At 43.1% G+C, this 25,767-nt stretch carries 23 protein-coding genes; 8 read left to right on the top strand and 15 right to left on the bottom strand.

Annotated elements, in window-relative coordinates; all coding sequences use genetic code 11:
- Nucleotides 1-31: 31 nt before the first annotated feature.
- The 3 genes from GFC28_RS18060 to GFC28_RS18050 form a co-directional block, all read right to left on the bottom strand.
- Nucleotides 32-2,161: a peptidoglycan D,D-transpeptidase FtsI family protein gene (locus GFC28_RS18060; protein ID WP_044744533.1), complete on the bottom strand. Its 2,130-nt coding sequence runs from the start codon at nucleotides 2,159-2,161 to the stop codon at nucleotides 32-34.
- Nucleotides 2,162-2,252: 91 nt separating this feature from the next.
- Complete coding sequence (locus GFC28_RS18055; protein WP_044744534.1) at nucleotides 2,253-3,536, bottom strand: MFS transporter; 1,284 nt, start codon at nucleotides 3,534-3,536, stop codon at nucleotides 2,253-2,255.
- Between the two features lie 246 nt (nucleotides 3,537-3,782).
- Nucleotides 3,783-4,391, bottom strand: coding sequence for a superoxide dismutase (locus tag GFC28_RS18050; protein ID WP_044744535.1), 609 nt, complete (start codon nucleotides 4,389-4,391; stop codon nucleotides 3,783-3,785).
- A gap of 211 nt (nucleotides 4,392-4,602) precedes the next feature.
- On the opposite strand from GFC28_RS18050, the gene GFC28_RS18045 reads away from it, so the two are divergent.
- Together GFC28_RS18045 and GFC28_RS18040 are read left to right on the top strand one after the other, a co-directional pair.
- A complete protein-coding gene (locus GFC28_RS18045) occupies nucleotides 4,603-6,381 on the top strand; it encodes a methyl-accepting chemotaxis protein (protein ID WP_156487555.1) in 1,779 nt (592 codons plus the stop codon).
- A 262-nt stretch (nucleotides 6,382-6,643) separates the two neighbouring features.
- The gene (locus tag GFC28_RS18040; RefSeq protein WP_044744536.1) at nucleotides 6,644-7,420 is read left to right on the top strand and encodes a DUF1189 domain-containing protein; all 777 of its coding nucleotides are present in this window, start codon (nucleotides 6,644-6,646) and stop codon (nucleotides 7,418-7,420) included.
- A 203-nt stretch (nucleotides 7,421-7,623) separates the two neighbouring features.
- Here GFC28_RS18040 and helD read toward each other — a convergent pair whose 3' ends face one another.
- From helD to GFC28_RS18020, 4 genes are all read right to left on the bottom strand, one after another.
- A complete protein-coding gene (gene helD / locus GFC28_RS18035; protein WP_044744537.1) occupies nucleotides 7,624-9,990 on the bottom strand; it encodes an RNA polymerase recycling motor HelD in 2,367 nt (788 codons plus the stop codon).
- Nucleotides 9,991-10,462: 472 nt separating this feature from the next.
- The gene (gene pstA, locus GFC28_RS18030) at nucleotides 10,463-11,380 is read right to left on the bottom strand and encodes a phosphate ABC transporter permease PstA (protein ID WP_044744538.1); all 918 of its coding nucleotides are present in this window, start codon (nucleotides 11,378-11,380) and stop codon (nucleotides 10,463-10,465) included.
- 1 nt (nucleotide 11,381) lies between these two features.
- Nucleotides 11,382-12,272 carry a phosphate ABC transporter permease subunit PstC gene (pstC, locus tag GFC28_RS18025; RefSeq protein WP_044744539.1) on the bottom strand — a complete coding sequence of 297 codons (891 nt, stop codon included), beginning with the start codon at nucleotides 12,270-12,272 and terminating at the stop codon, nucleotides 11,382-11,384.
- Nucleotides 12,273-12,640: 368 nt separating this feature from the next.
- On the bottom strand, nucleotides 12,641-13,546 hold the full coding sequence (locus GFC28_RS18020; protein WP_172798666.1) for a phosphate ABC transporter substrate-binding protein PstS family protein: 906 nt from the start codon (nucleotides 13,544-13,546) through the stop codon (nucleotides 12,641-12,643).
- A gap of 411 nt (nucleotides 13,547-13,957) precedes the next feature.
- Between GFC28_RS18020 and GFC28_RS18015 the strand changes: the two genes are divergently transcribed.
- The gene (locus GFC28_RS18015) at nucleotides 13,958-14,281 is read left to right on the top strand and encodes a type IV pilus assembly protein FimV (RefSeq protein ID WP_044744541.1); all 324 of its coding nucleotides are present in this window, start codon (nucleotides 13,958-13,960) and stop codon (nucleotides 14,279-14,281) included.
- Between the two features lie 93 nt (nucleotides 14,282-14,374).
- Nucleotides 14,375-15,478, top strand: coding sequence for a flavodoxin-dependent (E)-4-hydroxy-3-methylbut-2-enyl-diphosphate synthase (gene ispG / locus GFC28_RS18010; RefSeq protein WP_044744542.1), 1,104 nt, complete (start codon nucleotides 14,375-14,377; stop codon nucleotides 15,476-15,478).
- A 24-nt stretch (nucleotides 15,479-15,502) separates the two neighbouring features.
- Here ispG and GFC28_RS18005 read toward each other — a convergent pair whose 3' ends face one another.
- Nucleotides 15,503-15,856, bottom strand: coding sequence for a hypothetical protein (locus tag GFC28_RS18005; RefSeq protein WP_044744543.1), 354 nt, complete (start codon nucleotides 15,854-15,856; stop codon nucleotides 15,503-15,505).
- A 143-nt stretch (nucleotides 15,857-15,999) separates the two neighbouring features.
- Between GFC28_RS18005 and GFC28_RS18000 the strand changes: the two genes are divergently transcribed.
- Nucleotides 16,000-16,587, top strand: coding sequence for a nucleotidase (locus tag GFC28_RS18000; protein WP_044744695.1), 588 nt, complete (start codon nucleotides 16,000-16,002; stop codon nucleotides 16,585-16,587).
- Here GFC28_RS18000 and GFC28_RS17995 read toward each other — a convergent pair.
- From GFC28_RS17995 to GFC28_RS17985, 3 genes are read right to left on the bottom strand one after another with little or no spacing between them, the layout of a single operon-like run.
- Nucleotides 16,582-17,007: a zinc uptake transcriptional repressor Zur gene (locus GFC28_RS17995; protein WP_044744544.1), complete on the bottom strand. Its 426-nt coding sequence runs from the start codon at nucleotides 17,005-17,007 to the stop codon at nucleotides 16,582-16,584. The two genes, GFC28_RS18000 and GFC28_RS17995, sit on opposite strands and share 6 nt — an antisense overlap.
- A gap of 6 nt (nucleotides 17,008-17,013) precedes the next feature.
- Entirely contained in the window at nucleotides 17,014-17,847 is an 834-nt protein-coding gene (locus GFC28_RS17990) for a metal ABC transporter permease (RefSeq protein ID WP_044744545.1), read from the bottom strand.
- Nucleotides 17,848-17,862: 15 nt separating this feature from the next.
- The gene (locus tag GFC28_RS17985) at nucleotides 17,863-18,621 is read right to left on the bottom strand and encodes a metal ABC transporter ATP-binding protein (RefSeq protein WP_044744546.1); all 759 of its coding nucleotides are present in this window, start codon (nucleotides 18,619-18,621) and stop codon (nucleotides 17,863-17,865) included.
- A gap of 403 nt (nucleotides 18,622-19,024) precedes the next feature.
- Here GFC28_RS17985 and GFC28_RS17980 point away from each other — a divergent pair, with 403 nt between their 5' ends.
- Complete coding sequence (locus GFC28_RS17980; protein WP_044744547.1) at nucleotides 19,025-19,285, top strand: DUF2624 domain-containing protein; 261 nt, start codon at nucleotides 19,025-19,027, stop codon at nucleotides 19,283-19,285.
- A gap of 628 nt (nucleotides 19,286-19,913) precedes the next feature.
- On the opposite strand, the gene GFC28_RS17975 is transcribed toward GFC28_RS17980, so the two are convergent.
- Nucleotides 19,914-20,810 carry a deoxyribonuclease IV gene (locus GFC28_RS17975; RefSeq protein ID WP_044744548.1) on the bottom strand — a complete coding sequence of 299 codons (897 nt, stop codon included), beginning with the start codon at nucleotides 20,808-20,810 and terminating at the stop codon, nucleotides 19,914-19,916.
- Between the two features lie 28 nt (nucleotides 20,811-20,838).
- Nucleotides 20,839-22,149: a DEAD/DEAH box helicase gene (locus tag GFC28_RS17970; RefSeq protein ID WP_044744549.1), complete on the bottom strand. Its 1,311-nt coding sequence runs from the start codon at nucleotides 22,147-22,149 to the stop codon at nucleotides 20,839-20,841.
- Nucleotides 22,150-22,316: 167 nt separating this feature from the next.
- On the opposite strand from GFC28_RS17970, the gene vrrA reads away from it, so the two are divergent.
- Nucleotides 22,317-22,862 carry a VrrA/YqfQ family protein gene (gene vrrA, locus GFC28_RS17965; RefSeq protein WP_052660994.1) on the top strand — a complete coding sequence of 182 codons (546 nt, stop codon included), beginning with the start codon at nucleotides 22,317-22,319 and terminating at the stop codon, nucleotides 22,860-22,862.
- A gap of 80 nt (nucleotides 22,863-22,942) precedes the next feature.
- Nucleotides 22,943-23,902, top strand: coding sequence for a 4-hydroxy-3-methylbut-2-enyl diphosphate reductase (locus GFC28_RS17960; protein WP_044744550.1), 960 nt, complete (start codon nucleotides 22,943-22,945; stop codon nucleotides 23,900-23,902).
- A 34-nt stretch (nucleotides 23,903-23,936) separates the two neighbouring features.
- On the opposite strand, the gene GFC28_RS17955 is transcribed toward GFC28_RS17960, so the two are convergent.
- Both GFC28_RS17955 and GFC28_RS17950 read right to left on the bottom strand, forming a co-directional pair.
- Complete coding sequence (locus GFC28_RS17955; protein ID WP_044744551.1) at nucleotides 23,937-25,058, bottom strand: Nif3-like dinuclear metal center hexameric protein; 1,122 nt, start codon at nucleotides 25,056-25,058, stop codon at nucleotides 23,937-23,939.
- A complete protein-coding gene (locus GFC28_RS17950) occupies nucleotides 25,055-25,765 on the bottom strand; it encodes a tRNA (adenine(22)-N(1))-methyltransferase (protein WP_044744697.1) in 711 nt (236 codons plus the stop codon). The genes GFC28_RS17955 and GFC28_RS17950 overlap by 4 nt, the downstream gene beginning before the upstream one ends.
- Nucleotides 25,766-25,767 lie beyond the last annotated feature (2 nt).

The raw sequence follows: 25,767 nt of genomic DNA, 5'->3' as shown, positions 1-25,767 counted from the left end.
ATCATTTTCTCATCAATGAACGCAGTGACTCTTATTGATTGGTTGCTTGCGAATCTGTCTGCGTTTCGTCTTGTTGCGTTTGCTGTGTCCCTTGCTGCGGCCGTTCCTTTTTCAATTCAAAGTACGCATCTAAAATTCGGCGGCCGATTCGGTTATTAATGCCGTCACTGTCTCCTTGTGTCGCCCATGGCACGACAACGGCAAACGACACTTCAGGGGCATTGTAAGGAGCATAACCGACTAATGTTAAATTATAGGTTGGATCATTTTTTTTGCTTTGAATCGGACCGTCATAAAATGCTTCCGCTGTTCCTGTCTTTCCGGCCGGCTTGTATGGAGCGTCGGCGAAATACGCATATGCTGTTCCCCCCGGCTCTTGCATAACGCGGCGAAAGCCTTCCTTCACCCGGTCGATATAGGCTGTCTTCATATCGACCCGGTTCAGCACCGTCGGCTGAAAATCGCGGATCACCGGCCCTAGCTCTTTGTCATCGTTATTCGGCTCGCGGATTTCTTTGACAATTTGCGGCTTCATACGATAGCCGCCATTGGCAATCGTTGAAACATATTGCGCCATTTGCATCGGCGTATACATATCGTACTGGCCGATCGCTAAGTCAAGAAGCAGCCCCGGCATTTTGCTTGATCCTTGAAACCCGGTAATTTCATTCGGCAGATCGATGCCGGTTTTGACGCCGAGGCCAAATTGGCTAAAATAACGCCGGATCGTCGTAAAAGCATCCGGATCGATGCTGAGCGGACCATGCGGACGATAAGTGCCGCGACCGATTGCGATCGCGGTTTTAAACATATACACGTTCGACGATTGTTTAAGCGCCGTTAATTCATTGATGCTTCCCATCGTCTTCCACGATTTTTTCGGCTTTGTTCCTTTAATGTATAACGGTTCGTCGACCAAGTACGTATTATTATGAAGCACACCTGTTTGAAAGCCGGTTAATACAGTGGCTCCCTTAACAGCCGACCCCATTGCATAAGCAGACGTAATCGTTCCAAGGGCATAATCCTGTATTTCCGTTTTGCCGCTGTCCGTTTTGACTAATCTTTTTCCCGCCATTGACAGCACTTCCCCTGTTTTCGGGTTCATCATCACGACAAAAGCCCTGTCCAATAACGGCGCATGCCCTTTCCGTTTCGTAGCAAGCAGCTCTTCTTGAATAATCTGCTCGACGCGCTGCTGCAGTTCCATATCAATGGTGAGCACGAGATCCTTGCCCCGTTCTCCTTCATACACTTGTTGCGTCTCAATGACATTTCCTGATTTATCGGTTATATTTTTTATTTTCGCTTTTTTGCCGTGAAGCACATCTTCATATTGCGCCTCTAAATAGCTTTTACCCACGCGGTCGTTGCGGCTGTAATCGCGCGCCAAAAAGTAGTCGAGCTTCTCCAGCGGAACACCGTCCTCATCGCTTGTGACGCTGCCCAGTACAGAGCGGAACGTGTTGCCATATACATAATGGCGCTCCCAATCTGTTGTCGTATTCACTCCTGGCAGCTCTTCTAAATGTTCGCTGACCACCGCGTATTCTTCATTTGTTACATTTTTATTTTTCACAATTTGCGGCGTTAGCGCATAGCCGCTATCAAGCGATCGCTTAATAGCGAGCACTTTCATTTCTTCAGGCTTGATTTCTTTTAGATCATCAGCTGTAATTCGTTCAAGTGTTAATTCGTACACCTTCTTGTCCAGCTCTTTATCAGATAGCCCCTTTTTTTGCAGCGCTTTTTTTTCTGCTTCGCTGACCTTTTTAGCCGCCTTTTCTTCTCTTGTTAAAATCCAATAATCCTTCATATCGCGTTCGGTTACTTTATCTACAGGCTTATCAATGTATTGAGCCAATCGCTGGGCAATTTTTAGTGTATCTTCTGGAGTCGTCGTTTTCGTACGAGTATACGTAATTGCATTCAGCGGGATGTTATCAACAATCACACGATGATAGCGATCATAAATTTTGCCGCGCGGCACCGGTGTGCTCACTGTCACATTTTCCGTCCGTTCGACTTCTTTTCGATATTGCTCGCCATACACGATTTGTACAACCCCAAGCCGTAAAATCAGGGCTGAAAACAGCATAAACACGAGAAAAAATAATATATTTAACCGAAATGGTACTTGCGCCCTTTTCTTTTTTTTCAAAATGACACCCTCCTGCTTTTTAACGATTCCATTTCTTATTGTAAAAGAAACGGCGGCATTTTTCTAGAAAATCGTCATAAAGAAAGAGGCCCTATGCAGGAGAGCCTCCTTCTTTGTTCGTAAAAGTGCGGCGGAGAACAGCTTCATCCCCTTCCCGCTGCTGTTTTCTTGAAACCTCGATCGGGCGGATAAACCAATAAATCATCGTGTGCCCCGCTCCTAGCACCATCATCAGTACAGAAATGCCGCTTTTTTCGTTGAAAAAGGTAATGGTGAATAAAAAGGCGAGAATGGAGACAATGCGTCCAGCATTTAAAAACAGCTCGCGAACGACGATATATTCAATTCTTCGATCCGCTGATCCCCAGCTCTTGCCAATCACATCAAATGTCAACGATGAATACGGCACGAGCAGGATCGGATAAGCGATCGCAATCGCAACAGCATACAGCATCAAACGCATATAGGAGGGATCGAAAACAATTAAGAAAATCGCCGCGTACAGCAATAAACCGCCGCATAAAATCGCCAGTTTTCGATAAGATGGCTTAATCAGTCTAGAGGCAACATAGTACGCCACAAAGGATGTCAGCGAATTCACAAAACCAAATTTTCCAAGCGCCCATTCGCTATCGGTGGCAACATACACAAAGACAGAAATAATAAAAACAAAAATCCCTTCTCTTAATCCTTGAAAAAAATGAGCGTTTGTAATCAACCGCCACTCTTTATTATTCTGCCTCTCTTTGATAATGCGCAGCAAAGCGTATTTTCCTTCTGCCTGCCTCCTCTTAAGGAAAAAGCTGAGGACTACAGCAATTAAAAACATCCCTAATGAGATGGAAAAAATGAGCGTATATCCTTTCTTAACAAGCATGGAAATGATATATCCTGCAGCGATAGGGCCGATCATCCCGGCGGCCGACGTTAAAATGCCTAGAAAGCCATTAAAAAAATCCCGTGTATTCGGTTCTGTGATTTCAAATGTCAATACATTAAACGCCAGCCAATAAAAACCATAGCCGATCCCAAGCAACGAACCAAGCAATAATAAATAATCATCGGCGCGCTGTCCAACAAGCAATACACTCATAAAAAAAGCCGCTAAAAATGACACGCCTAAACGCAAAACAATAATGCGATCGACTTTTTTCGCAAGTCTTCCGGCAAAAACAAACGTCAAAGGCTGCAATACTACAATCGCCAAATTATACAGCGCCAAATCCCGAAATTCTCCCGATTGTTTCCATAAATATACATTCACAAAGGTGTTGGAAAGTGCAATGCTTAATGAATAAAAGCCACCGATGCATAGCAACAAGATGAGATCGCGATTGATATGCTCATGGCCGAATATTTTTTTTAGCATAGTCATGGTTAACTCCCCTTTTCATCTTAAAGGATAGTTTGGCAATCTCCTGCCTGTTCTATGCACCGCACATAAAAAAGACGCCCCTGAATCCAAAGCCATCCTAGACTGTCCATCCATATTAAAAAAGCGGTCTGAGACAGAAAAAACCGAAACAAATGGCGGCTAAAAATAATGGAGCCAAAGTCAAAATTGACTTTGGCTCCTGTTTGAGACGGCGATTGATTGGGGCCGTCCCTTTCCATTCATTTCTTATTTTGCAGCTTGATAACGTTTAGTAACCTCGTCCCAATTTACGACATTCCAAAATGCAGAAATGTATTCTGGACGACGGTTTTGATATTTTAAGTAGTATGCATGCTCCCAAACATCCAAGCCAAGAATTGGCGTTTTTCCTTCCATAATCGGATTGTCTTGGTTTGGCGTGCTTGTCACTTCAAGCTCGCCATTATTCACAACGAGCCAAGCCCATCCAGAACCGAAGCGAGTTGTTGCGGCTTTTGTAAATTCTTCTTTAAACGCAGCAAAGCTGCCGAATTTTTTGTTGATCGCATCCGCTAATTCACCAGTTGGCTCACCGCCGCCATTTGGCGAAAGAATCGTCCAGAAAAGGCTATGGTTGGCATGTCCACCACCATTATTGCGAACAGCTGTACGAATGCTCTCTGGAAGCGCTTCTAAATTGCTAAGCAATTCCTCAAGCGTTTTTCCTTGCAGATCTGCATGACCTTCTAACGCTGCATTTAGGTTTGTAACATATGTGTTATGGTGTTTAGTGTGGTGAATGTTCATTGTCTCCTTGTCAATATGCGGTTCAAGCGCGTCATAAGCATAAGGTAATTGAGGTAATTCAAAAGCCATTTTAATTCCTCCTTTGTTGTCATATGTACTGAACGAGAGCCTCGTCCATTCAAAATTAGCTTACCAAAATTGCCACAATGTTTCAATTTATTTGCTTGTTTGATAAGCTTAACAATTTTTATACATTTTCTTAATAAAAGCTTAAACTTCATTCAATACATTGAAAGTAGGATTTTGGCATAAATGGTATCAGAAATGAGGAGTGCAAATGATGAGCAAATCAAAGCAAGCACGGGCAATTTTATCACGCTTATCTTCTTTGCTAGATGCAACAAAGCAAAAAGGGAAGTCTATGCGTTCTCTCCCTTTTTTTCGTCTTTCCTTTTCTCGCAAATGGAGTTTGCAAACGATGTTAACGATGCTGATTATTCTAACCAGCTGCCTTGCGTCCATGTTGATCGCTTATACAAGCTATCAAAAAAACAAACAAATCACTACTCAAGCCGTCGAACAACAAATGCAGCTGGCAACAGAAGTGACGATCGAAAAAATTTCGATGCTAAAAGCTACTGTCACAAATGAAGACTTTCAAAAAAAGCTATCATACATACTTACATTAACTAAACATAAGTTCCAATCTCTTCAAGCAAATCCCATGCAATTTGTGATCACAAAAGAGGGAAAGTTAGAAAAATTGGCGGGGTTTCATAGCTCCTTGCCCGCGCTTTCTCCGTCATCGATTCGGAGCATATATGAAAAAAAACAAGGAATTCTCCATATTCAAGGGCTGACACTCTCTTACGCCTCTTCTGTTGACTTAAACGGTGATATCTATGTATTAGCGTTGAATGATCAGGATTATTTGCAGCCTGTTTTTGCTTATCAAAAAACAAGCATCGTGATTTCATTGCTGATTGCCCTGCTTGCAAGCTTAATCGGCTGGCTGATCGTACGCAAGATGGTTAAACCGATCACCTTATTAAAGCATGCTATGGAGCAAGTGGGAAAAGGAAATCTGCAAACACGTCTGCAATTAAGGCATGCGAGTAAGGATATCCATGCACTTGCAGCCGGTTTTAATCAAATGGCCGACAGCTTAACCGCATTGATTGCGCATCTAGATACAAGCTCTAAGCATGTCTCTCACTCGTCTGAAACATTAAAGCATGCTGCATACGAATCGCGGCTCGCATTTGGACAAATTTCAAGCGCGCTTGGAGAAATCGCTAGCGGCGCAGAAAAACAAGCCCATTCCACCATCGAAACGACACAGTTTTTTCATGAAATAGCCGAAGGAATGGAGCAAGCGTTTCATTCCATGGAAGACGTTGAAGCGTCGACAAATGAAGCGACACATAAAGCCCATGCAGGAAACCGCTTAGTGGATCATGCTGTTCAACAAATGCGTTTAATCCAAAAAACCGTTGGCGAAACCGCTGATGCCGTATACATACTGGGTGAAAAGTCGAAACGAATTGATCAGATCGTCCATCTAATTAGCCAAATTGCCAATCAAACGAATCTCCTTTCTTTAAACGCAGCCATTGAAGCAGCACGAGCAGGAGAGCATGGAAAAGGATTTTCCGTTGTCGCTCATGAGATTCGAAACCTTGCTGCCCAAAGTGGTGAAGCGGCAAGGCAGATACGGGAAATTATTGAAGAAATTCAGCATGGCGTCAACCAAACCGTTCACTCCATGGCGCGAGGATCGGAAGTGATCAAGGAAGGAATCGAAATCGTTTATCAAACCGATACATCATTTAAAGACATCGCTCATGCTGTAGAAAATGTGTCGAGAGAATCAAAGGAAGTAGCGGCGATGATCCATCATGTCTGCTCGCAAACAAAACAAATGTCCATGACTATGGAAGAGGTATCTTCTATTTCGCAACAAATTGCGGCCAATATGGAGCATGCAGCTGCGATTGTTCAGGAGCAAAGCGCTTCCGTTGACGAGGTTTCGCATGCGTCTAGCTCGTTAAATGATCTCGTCAAACAGCTGCAACAAGTCGTTCAAACGTTTAAAGTATCTGCTAGGGATAAAAATTAATAAGCTTTTTTCATTTGCAAGTGTGTCGTCACATGATAGTGGTGAAAAGCAAATTGTGTACATGTTTGCTAGGCCACCCACATGTCCAGTTGCGCTAAACAACCGATGAAATAGATGGTCTTTATATCGCACTTATTGACTCATCAAGTAAAAGAATCCCTTTTTAGCACATAAGGGATTCTTTTCATTTTACAGCACTAGTTGAATTCTCTGGCTGAACAATATACAATGAGCATGGAAGCAAGGGAAGGATGTGTAACGGATGAATCTATTCATGCAGCTATGGAAAAGTTTGTATTCGCCAAAAGATATCGCTCGATTTCGTTTTCAAAAAATTGGAAGATCCATTTTATATATCTTCCTTTTGTCATTGATTACATCACTACCTACTACTTATTATTTTACAACAAGCTTTATTGAAGGCACGCGTTACACTGGCGGTTTGCTACAAAACGACATTCCGTCTTTTACCATCGAAAATGGTTCCCTACATTCGTCAGCCAGCGAGCCGATCGTCATGAATGAACAAGGTTTAACCATTGTGTTTGACAGCACGGGAAAAATGACAAAAGAAGAAGTGGAGCGCCTAGGAACAGCGATTGGACTGTTAAAGCATGAAGCCGTGCTTGTGACAAATAGTCAATTACAATCTTATAACTATTCCATGTTTCCTCAAGATACCAAGCTGACAGATCAGGATGTACACTCATTTATTCAAACGGTTCAATCATTGCTTCCTGTACTGATTCCGCTGGCGTTTTTGTTCCTTTATATTTTTACAAGTGCGAGCAAGTTCATCGGTGTATGTGTTCTTGCCTTTATCGGACTTATTTTAAAAGGCACGCTTGATAAAAAGATCTCGTATCGTCACACATGGGTGATGTCTGCGTATTCCATAACTTTATCCACCATCTTTTTTGCCATTATGGAAATGATGCACACAGCGGTTCCATATGCACCATTTCTCCATTGGTTCGTATCCATTACCGTATTATTTTTAGCCATTAGGGAAATTCCTTCTCCTAAAGCTCATGACTAAACTAGGTTTACCTCAATATACGAAGCGCTCCCTATCAAGCAGGCAGGGAAAAAGCGCATATGAAGCAGCCTGAGTCCCTGTATTCATAAGGACTCAAGCTGTTTCATTTTCGATTTCGATGATTCGATTGAGTATAAAACACCTGAATGAACCTCCCCCATCTCCCCTCCGTTAAGAGGCGGGAGACTCCTCGGTCGATGATGTTAAAGCCGTATATTTATCCCGTGCGAACTCGGGGTTAGCAGCAAGCTCCCCTGCTTAATGTGGCGCAAAAAAGGGCTCGGTTCACCCACACTATAAAGCTGCAAGTCATGCATAGCCCGGGTACAGGCAGTGTAGAACAATCGGCGCAGGCTCTCATCTCCATATACTTCGGCCGATGCGTTATAAATGATGACGGCATCAAATTCGATTCCCTTGGCCAAATACGCTGGTATGACCACAACACCTTGTTCATATTCAGTCGAGCTGCGCTTTACAAGTTTTATTTCTTCCACGCTTTTCAATGCGTTATATGCGGCATTGCTTTCCGCGGCGGATTTGCATATGATCGCGATCGTATTGTATCCCCGTTTCCGCAAGTCCGCGACTTTAGAAGCAATCGAGCGATGCAATTCGGCATGATTGGACAATTGCGTCAATACCGGCTTATCTCCGTCACGTTCAAAAGCAACAATTCGTCCGCCATCAGACACGAGTCCGCGCGTAAATTCGACGAGCGGTCTTGTGGCTCTGTAACTGCGCGCCAAAGTGATCCCATCTGTTTCATCTGGCCCGTATAAGCTGGTAAGCGTGGAAAAGTCGACAGTTTCGCTGGCATGGGCGAAAATTGCCTGGTTAAAGTCGCCGAGCACGGTCATCCTGGCTGCTGGAAACAAGCATTTCAAAAACTCAAATTGAAAAGGAGAGTAATCCTGCGCTTCGTCAATAAGTAGGTGTTTAATCGAGATATTCGTTTGAAATCCTTGAATCAGCTCTTTCAAAAATAAAAACGGCGTCGCATCTTCGTAAAACAATTTGCCTTCGTCAAGCATGCTCACCGTCAATCGGCACATATTCTCCCACTCCTCTGGCGTTTCCCCCTCCATCCACTGCTTGATTCTCGCTGGATCGATGAAAAGTTGCTTATATAACCCTTTTATGTCGATAAAGCGAAGCGCCCGGATTCGCTTGCGTAACGGCTTAAGCTTCTTGTGAACGATCAATTGACCTAGCGCTTTGACTTCCATTTCATAATTGGCCAACTCTTCTCCTTTAAAGCCGTGCTTTTTTCGTAAGAGAGTATGAGCTTTATGGTAATCCTCGTTGCTAAGCAATTCGATTTCTTCCTGCACCCATGGCTTAGTCCGTTCAAGCTTCTCAGCTTTATCGATTTGCTTGTTTAGCCAAGCGACCAACTTTTCGATTCTATTGTGAAAACGGAGCGAAGTGTCGCTGCTATAAAATCTTTCGGCAATTTGTTGGGCGGTGACAATGGCTTTTCCTCTAAACCGAATATCTTTAAAGAGCATGCCGGATAATTCAAGCGACTGCCGGTAGGCCTTGATCGTTTCAAAAAAACGGGCCGAGGCCTTGAAGCGGATGCTTGCAGCCCTAGTCCGGTATGAAGGATCATCCGTTGCCGTTAACACATACTCCAACTGTCCGTATGGGTCCTCGACTTGAAATTCATGACTCAGCCGATGATCTAAGTATTCCTGAAATGTAACCTGATGCATATTCTCTTCGCCAAGTTCAGGCAACACATTGGCTACATAGCTACTAAACATTAAATTAGGGGAAAATAAAATGATTTGGTCGGCTTTTAACTTATCCCGATATTTGTAGAGCAAGTAAGCGATTCGCTGAAGGGCAGCTGATGTCTTGCCGCTGCCAGCGGGACCTTGCACAATGAGCAATCTCCCGCGGTCATGCCGAATGATTCGGTTTTGTTCCTTTTGAATAGTGGCCACGATGTTATGCATATGTTTATCTGTCACTTTGCCAAGCACCTGCTGTAAAATCTCATCCCCAATCGTGAGGCTCGTATCAAACATCGATTGGATCACACCGCCACGAATGAGATATTGCCACTTTTTCTCCAGCATGCCACGGACTTTACCTTCAGGTGTCGTGTATTCAGCTGGACCGGGCGGATAATCGTAGTAGATACTCGAGATCGGCGCCCTCCAGTCGTAGATGAGAATATTCTCTCCACTTGTATCTATGAGCGTAGAGATGCCAATATAAATTCGTTCAGCAGCAGAAGTTCCTTCTTCAGCGAAATCGATTCGACCGAAATAAGGCACCTCCTGCATGCGGCGCAGCGCGATCAATCTCTTGAACGCCTGTCTGTGAGTGCTTTGGCTCACAGACAGATTCTGCGCCTGTTGTCTTAAGGCAATGATGGTTTCAAGGAAATCATCGAACGTATCGGTATTCACCTTGACATCATCCCAAAAATGTTTGCGGAACTCAATCACTTCTTCACGACGACGGAATGTTTCATTTTCCAGCGTGACGATTTGCTCCGCAATTGTCTCCATCACGCTGTCCAATCGTTTTTGCTCCTGCTGAAGTTCTGTATTCATACCAAGCACTCCTTTAAAAAATAATGAAAACAGGGGTTGACTAAGGGAGTTTTTTGTTATAAAATTATAATAGGGATATTATTGTAAAAAATAATGAAAAGTGTGTTTCTATATTAATTTATCATATTTTCTTTCGTTTATCAATGCATTTAGTGCTCTATAAAGGGCTCACAAAAAAATATCCAAATATGTGATCATTTTTCAGCGGAGAGCACATCATATAGTTGAGCCTCATGTTGTAACTTTATTATCGTTTTTTATTCCCTCTCCTCTTTTCTTATTTTTAGATGAACGAAATTTCCCAAGCTATTTCTAGTTCTTCTATTCCCGCCAAATATCCTCATTGTCGTTAACCATTTTCAATGCTTTTGACACATCGTTTCCATTAAAAAATTCCCTCCATTAATAGACAGACTCATGGGACTTTTTCTGTCTACTAGAAGGGAATGATCTCGAGAAAAGTTCGTATTTTCTAAGACGCTATTTTCATTTTTCGCTTATTCGTGCGTTTATTTCCAGTGAAATAGCGCTGCAATAGCACGGAGACAAAACGAGCTCCAATATTAAATAGCAGAACCATAATCATTAAAACGGCAGCTGATTTCGCTGCAATGAGCTTGGCGTCAGGAACAATTCCTTCCGAATTTAATTTCCAAATGTGAACAGTCAATGTTTCAGCAGGACGAAAAATATTTAGCGGATGCATCTTACTTGACAGATCAGCTGAAGCGTTTAGCAATGGAGTGGTTAATCCTGCCGTATAAATAAGAGCTGCCGCTTCACCAAAAATTCTTCCTGCTGCTAAAATCACTCCCGTAATAATTTGCGGAAGCGCTGCCGGAATCGTCACTTTGACTAATGTCTGCCATTTCGTCGCTCCTAGCCCAAGGCTAGCTTCCTTTACACTGTGTGGAACATCTAAAATCGCTGTTTCGCATACTCTCGTTAATCCTGGAAGATTTAAAATCGTAATCGCTAAAGCGCCGCCGATTAACGTATACCCCCAGCCAGTCAATGTCACAAATACTAAAAGCCCGAACAAACCGACAACAATCGAAGGGAGAGAAGCCATTGTTTCAATGCATAAGCGAATAAAGCTTAACAGCCTCCCTTGCTTTGCATATTCCGCTAAGTAAATGCCAGCTCCCAATCCAAGCGGCACAGAAATGAGCAATGTCAATACAAGCATGTACAGCGAATTAAATAATTGAGGACCTATGCCTCCCCCTTCTTTTGTATTGCTCGGGAGACCGGAAAGGAAGTCTAGATCCCAAAATCCCCATCCTTTGATGAGAATGGTGATGACAAAATAACCTAACAATCCAACAACCATAAACGAAAGCACGTATAAAACCCCTGTCCAAATGGTGTCAACCGTTCTCGCCTTCATGTTATTTTTCACCTCTTTGTCCAATTGCTCGAATCAATAAAATGAACAAGAAAGAAATCAGCAGCAAAATCATGGCTAATGTCCACAGTGCATTATTCCAGGCTGTTCCATTTAACGTGTTGGACATATCCATTGTCAAAATACCTGTTAATGTCGCAGTTGGACTATACAATCCAGAAGGCAGCTTCACGGTGTTTCCGATCACCATTTGAACAGCCAACGCCTCACCAAAAGCACGGGCTAAACCTAGTACAATTCCTGTCAAAATTCCTTTGCGCGCTGCTGGAACAATGACACGGCTAATCGCCTGCCAGCGTGTCGAACCTAATCCGTACGATGCTTCTAAATAAGCACGAGGAACCGCGCCGATCGCATCGGAAGCGATGCTTGCGATGGTTGGTAAAATCATAATACTTAAAACGATCATACCTGCTATTAAGCTGAATCCAACTCCTCCCCACCACTCGCGAAACAACGGTACAAGAATCGTTACTCCTAAAAATCCGTAAACGACTGAGGGAATCCCTACAAGCAGCTCTAACACCGGCTTTAATACCTTTGTACCGAACCAAGGAGAAATATAGTTAATAAATACAGCTAAAGCAAGAGCGATCGGTGTGCTTAGAACAACAGCGCCAACCGATACAAGGGTTGAGCCAACAATGAAAATGACGGCGCCATATTTAGGTTCTGATTGGTTTGGAGCCCATTGTTTCGAAAAGAGCATTTCTCCAAGTGGAATATGGCTTTGTGTAAAGGACTGAATTCCTTTGCTGCAAATAAAGATGATAATGGCAAGAGTCACAAGCACAATAAAAAATCCGCACACCGTCACTAATGATCTACCAATATACTCGCTTTTCCAGTAATTAATTGGTTTTTTCCCCTTCACCAGATCTTCACCTTCCCTATTCATTCAAACGAATAGGACTGACTTAAGGACAGCCAGCCCAATCGATCTCAACTCATGGTGCCAAATAATCGATTCACGTTGTTCTCTTTGTACTGTATTCATACAACGGAAAGATGGAACGATTGATATCTGTAAAAAACCCTGATCGATGCTCAGAGACAAGCCGATGGCTTCCTCGGTCATGCCAAAGCGTGACGGAGCGCCAAACAACCAGTCGCTTATCGATCCATTCATGGATCGATAAGCAGTGGGTTCGGTCGTCCGTTCATCGAAACCGGATGAAACTTGATTCATTTGGTGATCAATATGGATTCATCGTAATCTATATAACACCACGAATGATCACATTATTCTAATTCCGACATCGGAATATATCCCATTTCTTTTACCTTTGCCGCAAACTCTTCACCTTTAATAAAGTCGATAAATCCTTTTACAGCGTCTTTCGGTTCCCCTTTTGTGACCATGTACTCATAAGACCAGAACGGATATTTTTGCGCTTTAATATTTTCAATCGTTGGTTCAGCACCATCAATTTTTAGCGTTGTTAAAGCATTCGCTTTATCTCCTACAAGGTACGACATGGCTACATAACTAACGGATCCTGGCGTCGTTTGAATCGCTTGCTCTACTGCGCCATTAGAATCCTGAACGGTTCCAATGCTTTCATCAATGGCTACGTCTTTCATGATCGTTTTTTCAAATGTTGCACGTGTTCCTGAAGAAGCCGGGCGGTTAATGACATTGATTTTCTCGTCGTTTCCACCAACTTCTTTCCAATTTTTCACCTTACCAGAAAAAATATCTTGAATTTGCTGAACAGTTAATGATTCGACCTTTACATCTTTATTTACAACTAAAGCAAAGGCAATGCCTGCTACTTTAGTGTCAACTAATTCTCCTGCTTTTGATTGGTCTTCAATTTTTTCTGCTGATGGAACATCTGAGTTACCGATTTGAACAGCACCAGCTGCTACTTGGTTGACACCCGTACCGCTTCCTCCGCCTTGCACGGTAATCGAAACATCTGGATATTTTTGCATGAACTCAGTTGCTGCTTCTTCAGCAAGCGGCTGAAGCGCTGTAGAACCGGCTAATGTCACCGTTCCGGAATAAGATGTGTTTCCTTCGTTGCCTTGATCGTTCGTTGCTCCTGATGTTTGATCGTTGTTATCAGAATTCCCACATCCAGTAAGTGCCCCCGTGATGAATAGTGCTGCCATCGCTAGCTTTAGATTTCTTTTCAGCATCATTTTACCCTCCATATTTTTTCTGTATCTGATTTACAAAGCCATTGTATCGAACAAGTTTTAGGCTTTTATTAATGAAATGTTAAGTTTCAGTAAAGATAATTTCCTTTTTTTTACAAAACTCTAGAACGGACAGAAAATAAAACAAAATCTGAAACAATCTTTCAACTTGCTCTTTACGAGTCTCTCCTACCTACATGGAAGACTTCGCTCTGGATCGTTGGCTATGGGCTTTTTAATCGAAAAGAGGCATATTTATAAAGGACAAGCATACATAGTTAATAACTGCAATCTATCCGTCATTTGTTCTTTGATTGAAGAAATAGGACGAGAAACGGAAAAGGAGCCATTCATCTAAAGGAGATTCCCCGTGCTTGTGGGTTGGGATCATCATTAGGAGGACATAAAGCCGCGATGAGGAAATTAATGAAGATATGCGCCGTTTGTCTAGCGATTTATATTATTTATCATGACGTCACAAAAGGAACATTGCCCGTTTCCGAACAAAAAGTGGCCCATGCACCTTCTGCTAAAACAGAAACAGCTGCATCAAGCAGCTATCGGGTCATCAAAGTACAAGCGGGAGACACTCTGCTTTCGATTATGGAACGCGAACAAGGCCAATCGCTGCCGGTTTCGATTGAAAAGCTTATTGAAGATTTTGAAGCACTCAACCCGGGCATAAAAGCAACCTCTATTCAAATTGGCAAAGCGTATAAATTTCCCATCTATAAATAAAAAGAACTGAATTTCTTGTCAACCGTTGACCAACACTGTTACAATAATTGAGAAGTTGACATGAACTTGTTTCTTAAAAGGAGCGAATGTTTCGTGAATGAAATAATTCATCGTTCAAAAACCCGGCCTGTTCGCGTCGGAAACCTGACGATCGGTGGAAGCAATGAAGTTGTTATTCAAAGCATGACGACGACAAAAACGCATGATGTGGAGGCAACGGTTGCTGAGATTAAACGGCTGGAAGAAGCAGGATGCCAAATTGTTCGCGTAGCCTGCCCTGATGAACGAGCAGCCAATGCTATCCCTGAAATAAAAAAACGAATTAATATTCCTCTTGTTGTAGATATCCATTTCGATTATAAGCTAGCGCTAAAAGCCATTGAGGGTGGAGCAGACAAAATTCGTATTAACCCAGGAAACATTGGACGCCGCGAGAAAGTGGAAGCGGTCGTGAAAGCGGCAAAAGAACGGGGAGTTCCTATTCGAATTGGCGTTAATGCCGGGTCCTTAGAAAAACGGATATTAGAAAAATATGGATACCCAACAGCGGATGGTATGGTGGAAAGCGCGTTGCATCATATTCGAATTTTAGAGGAGCTGGACTTTCACGATATTATCGTCTCGCTAAAAGCATCCGATGTTCGTCTCGCGATCGAAGCATATGAAAAAGCTGCACGCTCATTTGATTATCCACTTCACCTTGGCATTACCGAGTCAGGAACATTATTTGCAGGAACCGTTAAAAGCGCAGCTGGACTTGGTGCCATTTTAAGCAAAGGCATCGGAAATACGATCCGTATTTCACTCAGCGCCGATCCAGTCGAAGAAGTTAAGGTTGCAAGAGAACTATTAAAAACCTTTGGCCTTGCCTCCAACGCGGCTACACTGATTTCTTGTCCTACATGCGGCCGCATTGAGATTGATTTAATTAGCATTGCCAATGAAATTGAGGACTATATCGCCAAAATCAAAGCCCCTATTAAAGTCGCAGTGCTCGGTTGCGCCGTCAACGGTCCTGGCGAAGCGCGAGAAGCTGATATCGGCATTGCTGGCGCGCGGGGAGAAGGCCTTCTTTTCCGCCATGGAAAAATTGTAAGGAAAGTTCCAGAAGAAACAATGGTTGACGAATTGAAAAAAGAAGTGGATAAACTGGCTGAGGAATATTTCTCCAAGCAAAAACAATCACAAAAAGCTTGACGCATGATGCGTCAAGCTTTTTATTCAGTAATAAAACGGCAAAATAAACAGTTTTACGATTATCGACACAATGCCGATCCCGATCGCCCAAGCCCCTAAAGTTCTTGCGCCGCGTCGGCGTGCAATAAAGCCGACAATAATTCCTGCTGCTCCTAAAATAATCGGCATCATAAACAGGGAAAGAAGCGAAAGGGCGAGTGCTGTCCAGCCAAATCCTGCGCCTCCTGCTCCTTCTCTTTCATCACTTCGATCGTAATGACGAATCGGTTCAGCGATTTCTGACGATGTTTCCTCCATAAAATCAGGTTCACTGTCTGTTTCTCTTATTGATCGCACGTAGCTCTCATTGTCATACGAGCGATTTCGATCATCGGCCATGTTATTCCCTCGCTTTCCTTAAATCAAGGAGCATTTATAGTATGATTCAACGCCTTCAAAATATTGATGCGAATGTTTTCATCGCGAGGAAAAATACACGTAATATGTTACAATATAGATGGAGAAAGGAGGCAGAAGCGACCATGAAAAAACGACTCGGGATTGACATCGACGGAACAGTTACGTGCCCAAGCACATTTATTCCTTATTTAAATCAGTCATTTCAAAAGGAGCTGACACTTGCTGAGATTACCCAGTACAATTTAGCTCCTTTATATGGCACAACAGAAGAAGAAATGGATCAATGGATGGAGCAGTATGAGGCCATGATTTATGAGCAAGCGCCTCTCGCCCAGCACGCTCTAGAGATGATCAACAGCTGGAAGGACGAATATGAGCTTTTTTACATCAGCGCTCGAGGCAAGCATTTATATAATATTACAGAGCAATGGTTTAAAAAAAATGGCGTTCATTACCATCATATTGAGCTTGTTGGTTCTCACGATAAAATTGCAGCAGTGAAAGCCTTTGATATCGCTGCTTTTTTTGAGGATAAATATGATAACGCTTGTGACATTGCAGAACAGTGCGGCATTCCTGTAATTTTATTTGATACTCCGTACAACCAGGGACCTTTGCCTAAGCAAGTAATCCGCGTCAATACATGGATAGAAGCAAAACAACAACTTGAACAATGGTTCCATACCGTTCAAGAGAACATCTCGTTATAACGAGATGTTCTCTTGACATTCCGGACATTTCCCATATATTTCGAATTTATGACCAGATACTTCATACCCTTGTAAATGCTCAGCTAGCTCATTCATCGGACAAGTCGCAATCTCTTTCGTCTTTCCGCACTCCATACAAATAAAATGATGATGGTGGTGCGAGGTGCTGCAAGTAAAACGAAAATGCTTTTCTCCAGACAGCTCGGTCATTTCCAAAATTCCAAGCTCCACAAATAAGGACAAATTGCGGTAAATCGTATCAAAGCTTAATCCAGGATAATCGTCTTTTAAAGCATCCAATACATTTTTGGCCGTTAAATACTTATCTGTTTTGGCAAATAAGTAGAGCATATCTTCCCGTTTTCCCGTATGCTTAAACCCGCTTTTTTTCATTAACTGAATCGCTTGCGCCACATCCATTTTTCCTTATCTCCTTCTCCATTTTTTCCAAAAAACAGAAATGAGCAAAATCACGATGGCCAGCATCACAATCGTTCCACCTGGTGCCAAATCAATCTCATACGATACCACTAATCCGACAATTACCGCTAATTCGCCAAATAATACCGAAAAAAACAGGGTCTGTTTAAATCCTTTAGCAATGCGAATGCTTGCAGCAACTGGCAGCGTCATTAGAGACGATACAAGCAAAATTCCCACAATTCGCATTGAAGCCGCAATCACTAATGCGACAAGCACAATAAAGATAAAATGAATCGTCTTAGCGCGAATCCCTGATGCTACCGCATATTCTTCATCAAACGAAAGCAGAAATAATTCCTTATAGAGCAGAAAAATCACTGCAATCACAACAAAGGCAATCCCTAAAATAATCCAGACGTCCTGTCTACTAACAGCGCTTACGCTGCCAAACAAATACGTAAACAAATCGGTATTAAATCCATCAGCTAACGAAATAAAAATAACGCTTAGACCGATTCCGCCTGATAAAATAATCGGAATCGCCAGCTCTTGATAGTGCTTATATACGCTGCGTAATTTTTCAATCAAAAGCGAACCAGCAACAGAAAAGCCCATTCCCATGTAAAGCGGATTCCAGCCTATCGATGTCCCCATTTTTTTCTCCAGCAGCAGCCCGGCTGCGATACCCGCAAGTGTGACATGGCTGAGGGCATCCGCAATCAGCGACAAGCGGCGCACAACAATAAATACACCCAATAGCGGGGCAATAAAGCCAATTAACATCCCTGCAAAAAATGCATTGCGCAAAAACTCATAATGAAACATATCTCCGATCATTGCAAAGTACCTCCACTAATGCTGATGAGAGAGCACATGAAGATGGTGTCCGTAAAAATGGGACAAATCACTTTTCTGAAGCTGTGCAAATTCCCCGGCCCCCCCATGAAAATAGAGATGCTTGTTTAAGCACGCCACATGCGTCACTTTTTCTGTAATGGTCCCGACATCGTGAGTCACTAATATAAAGGTAATGCCAAGTCCTTTATTCAGCTCTTCTAGCATGTTGTAAAAATTTTGGACATGATGGACATCGACTCCAACAGTCGGCTCATCTAAAATTAACAGCTCGGGTCTGCTTGCAATCGCCCGTGCGATAAACACCCGCTGCTGCTGGCCTCCCGAAAGCTCACCAATGTTTTTTCGAGAAAATTCGCTCATGCCGACAGCGTCAATCGCATCAAAAACAGCTTGTTTATCTTTAGGAGATAAAAAACGGAATAACCCAAGCTTAGCTGTTAACCCGCTTGCCACTACTTCGTATACAGTGGCTGGAAAGCCTGTGTTAAAACTGTTCGCTTTTTGTGAAACAAAGCCAACGCGATGCCATTCTTTAAACGACGTAATCGGTGTATCAAATAAAAATATATTCCCTTTTTGAGGTTTTAACAATCCTAATATACATTTTAGCAGCGTTGACTTGCCAGAGCCGTTTGGTCCAACTAGCCCTAAAAAAGCTCCTCTCGGGACAGCAAATGTAACGTCCTCCAGCACATTTTCTTTTTCATAGCGGAATGACACGTTCTCCACTCTTAATACCGTTTTCACTGTCATTTTCTTCTCACCTACTGATGAAATAAGTGCGGCTCGTTAGGCGAAAGCCCTTCCCTCGCCGCTTGAAACAAGATCTATCATCTATTGATCCATTCATACAAAAAAGGAATGAATATAAAAAATTAAGAATGATTACGATTTATTTATGAATGTAGTATAGCGAAAAGATCGCCGTTTGTAAATAAAATCGGCTCTCGAGCAACGTTTCATTTTCCGATGCTCTTATACTTCTGGTCGATTCAATCTAACGCGCACTCCCTTGTTTTCGTTCGACCATACAGACACATAAAAAGCATGTGCCCATGATATTCCGCGGCTTTCAACAGAATTTCATAACACATTCTAGGCCTACGCTTCATACGATACACATATAATACAATACATCGCAAAGGGGAGAGGAACCATGAATCTTTATCAACAATTGATTAATCAAAAAATCAAAACCATCACTCCAGAAGAGCTTGTTTCATACAGTCGGGATTATAATATTCCGCTAACATTAGAGGAAGCGGAGCAAATCATCCAGATCGCCCGCAATAACAAAATCAATATCTTTAATGCGCAAGAAAGAGCAAAATGGGTTCGCGAGCTCGCGAAAATCACATCACCACAAACGGCCAAGCAAGCGAACGAGCTATTTATGAAATTTACCAGCAAAAAATAAAAAATTTCGCATTTGTTCTAAACCGCGTTCTTTATGGCAAAATACATTGCCTTGCTATTGCTATCATCCAACCAACAAGCATCGATAATTCTTTTGCGAAATATCCTGGGATGAAACGAACGGTATCTATAAATGCTCACAGCCGAAACCATTCCTTCTCTTGCTTTTTCGTCATCCATCACATAACAGCGGCAAGTCTGTCGGCTGCGAACGCCGACAATCGTTTATAGAACTTGCAATTCCATATATTACCAATTCACTAATAGCCTTCGTGCTGTCATCAATCATGATGAATGAGCGGTATTTGTCAAAACTCGCGGTCAGGAAGCGATGTGGCGGCTTGCCTCGGTCACGCTCAACTAGCATCACGGATGGCTTTATATCTCATTAGATTTCACAGACCGATTTTCTCCATTTATAAGCGGTCTCTGTTACATGTTTGAACATAAAAGCGATCCTATATAATGGGAAGGATCGCTTCTCTGTTTTCCATTCATTTTTCGGCACGCTTGCTCATCAGGGATTCGCTTATCATGGACAGCAACAGAATGAATCCCGCTATGTTGCCAAGGTAAATTCAACTACCTCATTCTTTTCATGCATAGAGAACGGAACAGTCCTCTATTGATCATGATGCTTGCATAATTTTTGCTAGCACCTCTTCATCAAACTGTCGGCTGCGCAGCATGGCAATTTCAAAACGATATGGCGGCTTTTTATTGTTTTTATCTTCACCAACATATGGAGTTTCTAAAATCTTTGGAACATCTCCCAGTTGTGGATGATGAACAATATAATTAAGGGCTTGGAAGCCAATGTGCCCAAAACCGATATTTTCGTGACGGTCTTTGCGGCTGCCACGCGGATTTTTGCTATCATTAATATGCAGAACCTTTAACCGCTCAAGTCCAATGATTTTATCGAATTCCTCAAGAACACCGTCAAAATCCTCCACAATATTATAACCCGCATCATGAACGTGACACGTATCAAAGCAAATGGACAGCTTATCATTATGTGTAACGCCATCCATAATTTTTGCCAGCTCTTCAAAACGACTGCCGCATTCCGAGCCTTTTCCGGCCATCGTTTCTAAGGCGATTTGCACCTCTTGATCAGATGTAATGACTTCATTTAATCCTTCGATAATTTTGGCAATTCCCGCCTCTGTTCCGGCTCCAACATGCGCGCCCGGATGAAGCACAATTTGTTTGGCGCCAATGGCAGCTGTTCTTTCAATCTCCGCGCGCAAAAATTCCACTCCAAGCTCAAATGTCGCTGCATTCACCGTATTGCCAATGTTAATAATATATGGAGCATGAACGACTATTTCTATAATTCCGTGCTCCTTCATATGCGCCAGTCCCGCGTCAATATTCAGTTCTTCAATCTTTTTTCGTCTCGTGTTTTGTGGTGCGCCCGTGTAGACCATAAAGGTATTTGCTCCATAGGAAGCAGCTTCCTCACTGGCAGCGAGCAACATTTTCTTACCGCTCATTGATACGTGGGAACCAATTTTCAGCATCTCCAATCTCCCTTTCCTTCCTAAACCCTTATTTATTTTTCAGGCGCCGCAGCCTTTTTTTCTGCTTTTCCATTTCTTCCTTCATTTTTTTCTTGTATCCCGGCTTTACTTTCTTTGGCTTCTTCACGGTTTTTTTGACAAGCTGATCTATTTCTCCTGCTTGCTTCGTCCGTTTGCTTCGCTGATTCCATGCCGGCAAATCGGTCCATTCTCCGCGTACAAGATCGCGCTGAATAAACTCAATGCCCATTTTTTCTAGCTTGGCTAATGCATCATAATCGGACGGCTCATAAATCGTGGCTGCTACTCCCTCATATCCAGCGCGTCCAGTCCGGCCAACGCGATGCACGTAAAATTCAAGATCGTGAGGCAGCTCGTAATTAATCACGTGACTGACACCTTCAATATCAATGCCGCGCGCCGCTAAATCCGTAGCAACAATGTATTGAAATTCAAGATCACGAATTTGCTTCATAATTTTTTTTCGCTCTCTCGGCGTTAAATCCCCATGCAGCACTCCTACCCTTAATCTTTTTTCATTCAGGGCATAAGCTACCTCATCAGCCATTTTTTTCGTGTTGGTAAAAACAATCGCTAAATACGGATTGTATGCAACAAGCATGTCATACAACAATTTTAATTTATCACGATGACGAAGCGGAACGAGAATATGTTCAATTTTTTCAGCCGTCGCCTGTTTCGGAGCAACATGAACATATTTAGGATTCTCCATATATTTTCGCAAAAATGGCTTTAATTTTTCAGGAATCGTAGCTGAAAATACGAGCATTTGCAGTTGATTGGCCATTTTCGCTGCAATTTGGTCGACATCGAAAATAAATCCCATATCCAGCATTAAATCCGCTTCATCGACCACAAGCATGTCCGCCTTATGGACAAACAACGCCTGTTCACGCAGCAGATCATTAATTCTCCCAGGCGTCCCAATAACAAGCTGTGGCTGCTTCTTTAATTTTTCAATCGTCTTTTGCTTATCCGTACCACCGATGAAACATCGGGCATGAATCACAGCATCTGGCGGGCAATGTTTGATCATTTTTAACGCCTCATGATAAATTTGCGTCGCTAGCTCACGCGTAGGCGCTGTAATCACAGCTTGAACCTCTTCACGGGATGGATCGATTTTTTCTATGATCGGCAATAAATACGCATGAGTTTTTCCTGTCCCTGTCTGCGACTGGCCAATCACACTTTCACCGCGAAGAATCGATGGAATCAGGCGCTCTTGAATTTCCGTTGGCTTATAAAAGCGCAGGTGCTTAATGGCTTCTATGATAAAAGGCTGAAATGCAAACCTCTCAAACCGTGTTTCCTTCATTGCTTCATCTCCTTTCATTTGCCGTATTGCCAAATAAACTCGACTTATCATTATAGCCGATTTTCTCTTTTCTATGCAACTATAGGCGGCCGTCTAAATAAAAAACACTTTCGATGATACTCGCATATTTTATGTTATAAACTATTTTAAGAAAGGAGGAAAAAGAGATGATGAGACCCCCAATGCCTCCAACTCCGCCGACTCGCTCATTTCCATTTATGAACTCGTCATTTTCGCCTCCAGCAGCCTATCCACAGCCAAGAATGGGCGGATTTTTATCAAGGCTGCTTTCACGCGGACAACCAATGATGCCTTCCTCTCCTTTCTCCTCGCTGCCCATGATGCAAAACGCTGTCAGTAGCGCCAGTACAGCGACAAGCGGCGGAGGAATTAGCGGCATGCTGACAAATGTACAAAAGATGCTCGGAATTGCTCAAAACGTCGTGCCAATGGTTCAGCAATATGGACCATTTGTAAAAAACCTTCCAGCGATGATTAAAATTTTTAGGGAGCTGAAGCCGACGGATGACAACAGCGAGTCTGAAACATCAGACATAAATCCTGCCAAAGAAAAGGAAGCCAAAGAAGAAAAGAAACAGCATTCCAAAGACCAGAAAGAGCACAAGCCGCGCGAACTGCCATCCGCCAAATCAACAACAAAGGAAAGAACACCAAAAGAAGCAAAACCATCTACCCCTAAATTGTATATCTAGTTCTTCTTTGTATTCTTTCCCCTTCTCCGATATAATGAAAAAGAAGTGCCAATGGGCAGAGCGAAGGAGGGGCTTTACAAATGGAAGTAATCAAAATAACACCGCGCGGCTATTGCTATGGAGTGGTTGACGCGATGGTAATGGCCAGAAATGCCGCGTTAGATCCAACACTGCCAAGACCGATCTACATTTTAGGAATGATCGTTCATAATAAACACGTAACCGATGCATTCTCTGAAGAAGGCATCATCACGCTTGATGGAGAAAACCGTTTAGAACTGCTTGAAAAAATTGAGCATGGAACGGTCATCTTTACGGCGCATGGCGTTTCTCCAGAAGTGAAGAAGCGAGCTCGTGAAAAAGGGCTTGTCACCATTGACGCCACATGCCCAGATGTCACAAAAACCCATGATTTGATTCGCGAAAAACTAAAAGCCGGATATGAAATCATTTATATCGGCAAAAAGGGGCATCCAGAGCCTGAGGGAGCCATTGGTATCGATCCGTCGCGCATTCATCTTGTTGAGACGCTAGCGGATGTTGACAAGCTAAATATTCATAGTGAACACATAATGGTGACGAATCAAACCACCATGAGCCAATGGGATGTAGCGGATATTATGAAGAAAGTGCAAGAAAAGTATCCGCAAGTAGAAGTGCATAAAGAAATTTGTTTAGCTACACAGCTTCGCCAAGAAGCGGTTGCCGAGCAGGCAAAAGAGGCAGATGTAACCATCGTCGTAGGCGATCCGCGGAGCAATAACTCCAACCGGCTTGCGCAAGTATCGGAAGAAATCGCTGGAACAAAAGCATACCGCATAGCGGATGTAACCGAAATCGAAATCGATTGGATTAAAGATGCGAAAAAGGTGGCTGTCACCGCTGGCGCTTCGACACCGACTCCGATCACCAAAGAAGTGATCGAATTTCTCCAGCAGTTTGATCCAAACAATCCGGAAACGTGGAAACGCGAGCGCAAAGTACCGCTGCAAAAAATCTTGCCGAAAGTCAAAACAAAGCAACAAGAAACCGGGGTTTAAGTCAGCCCCGGTTTTTATTTCGCCATTCAGTAGGTTACACAAATGTAAACGGATCTGTATGGACTTTTGACGCATAAACAGCGGTATTCCACTTTTTCTTGGCAAATTCCTGTTCTAAAAAGCGGGCAACTCCCTGTTTCATCACTTTTTCCACATTATGTCCCGGATCAACGATATTTAACCCAAGGGCCATAGCATCGTGCGCTACATGATAATAAACATCGCCCGTTACATACACATCTGCTCCGCTCATTTTCGCTTGCCGAATATATTTATTTCCGTCTCCGCCGACAACAGCTACCTTTTTCACCGGATCGTCAAGCTGTCCTACAACACGAACCGCAGGGACATCAAGCGATTTTTTGACGTGCTCTGCAAACTCTCCCAATGTCGTTTCCTGTAGCAGCTTCCCTACTCTGCCCAATCCCCATGTATGCCCCTGATTGTCAAGCGAATAGACATCATATGCGACCTCTTCATACGGATGGGCTTTCAGCATAGCCGCAATGACTTTTTTTTGCAGAGAAGCGGGGACAATCGTTTCAATCCGCACTTCCTCTACCTGTTCAAGCTCACCCTTTGCTCCAATAAATGGATTCGCTCCGTCTTCCGGCAAAAATGTGCCGATCCCTTCACTGTTAAATGTGCAATAACTATAATTCCCAATATGGCCAGCGCCGGCATGTCCAAGCGCTTCCCGAACAGCAGAGGCATGAGTTTTCGGAACATACACTACTAATTTTTTCAATTTCTCTTCATACGTTGGCGCAAGCACCTCTACTTCCTGCAGTCCAAGCGCCTCAGCGAGCCAGTCATTGACGCCTCCTTGGGCGATATCTAAATTCGTATGAGCTGCATACACTGTGATATTATGCTTTAAGCATTTTTCAATGATGCGCCCTTGGGCTTGATCAGTTAAAATCTGCTTCAGAGGACGATAAAGAGGCGGATGGTGGGCGATCATTAAATCCGCGCGATTAGCGATCGCCTCATCCACTACCTCTTCCAGCACATCTAGCGCAATGAATACAGTATGAATCGGCTTATTCAGCGTTCCTATTTGCAAACCGATTGGATCCCCTTCCATTGCTAACGACTTCGGGGCAAATTGTTCAAATAATTGAATGACTTCATATCCATTTGGAACCTTGCTCATCGCAATACCTCCTCGATCAGTTGAATTTTGCGCTCTAGCTCTTGCTTTTTTTTCATACTTTCCTGCGTGAGTGCTTTTTCTTCAAGCTGCGCAATAATTTTCTTCCAATGCTCGAGCTCACTTCGCCATTTTTTTAAAAAGATGTCATTCCTCTCTTTCAGTAAAAACGGGCCAAGAAGCAATTCAGCCTCTATATGGTCATGGTTATAAGGCTTTAAACCGTTTCCTTGCTCGGCGACAAGAACCTCATAAATTTGTCCGTCCTCCTCCAAAATCCGTTCCGCCACAAGCTCCCATCCATGGGAAATCAGCCAGTTTCTCACAACATGTGCTCCGACATTCGGCTGTAAAATCAACCGCTGAACCCCTGATAATTTCTCCTTGCCATTCTCTAGAATATGAGCAATCAACGTTCCGCCCATCCCAGCAACCGTCACACAATCCACTTCATCCGGCTCGATTACAGCCAGACCGTCTCCTTTTCTCACAAAAATAACTTGGCTAAGTCCTGTTTTTTCGACCTGCTTTTGTGCCGAGCGGAACGGTCCGTCAGCCACTTCCCCGGCAACAGCCTTCGTAATATAGCCATGCAAATACGCATAGCATGGCAAATAGGCATGGTCAGATCCTATATCAGCCAGTTTCGATTTTTTCGGTATAAATGAAACAACGGTTTCTAGCCGCTTTGACAGTTTTAACTCATTCATTG

Origin of the sequence: Anoxybacillus sp. B2M1, assembly GCF_001634265.1 — a bacterium.
Lineage (GTDB): Bacteria > Bacillota > Bacilli > Bacillales > Anoxybacillaceae > Anoxybacteroides > Anoxybacteroides rupiense.
Note: the sequence above shows the minus strand (reverse complement) of the source record. Positions and strands in the feature narration are given on the sequence as shown.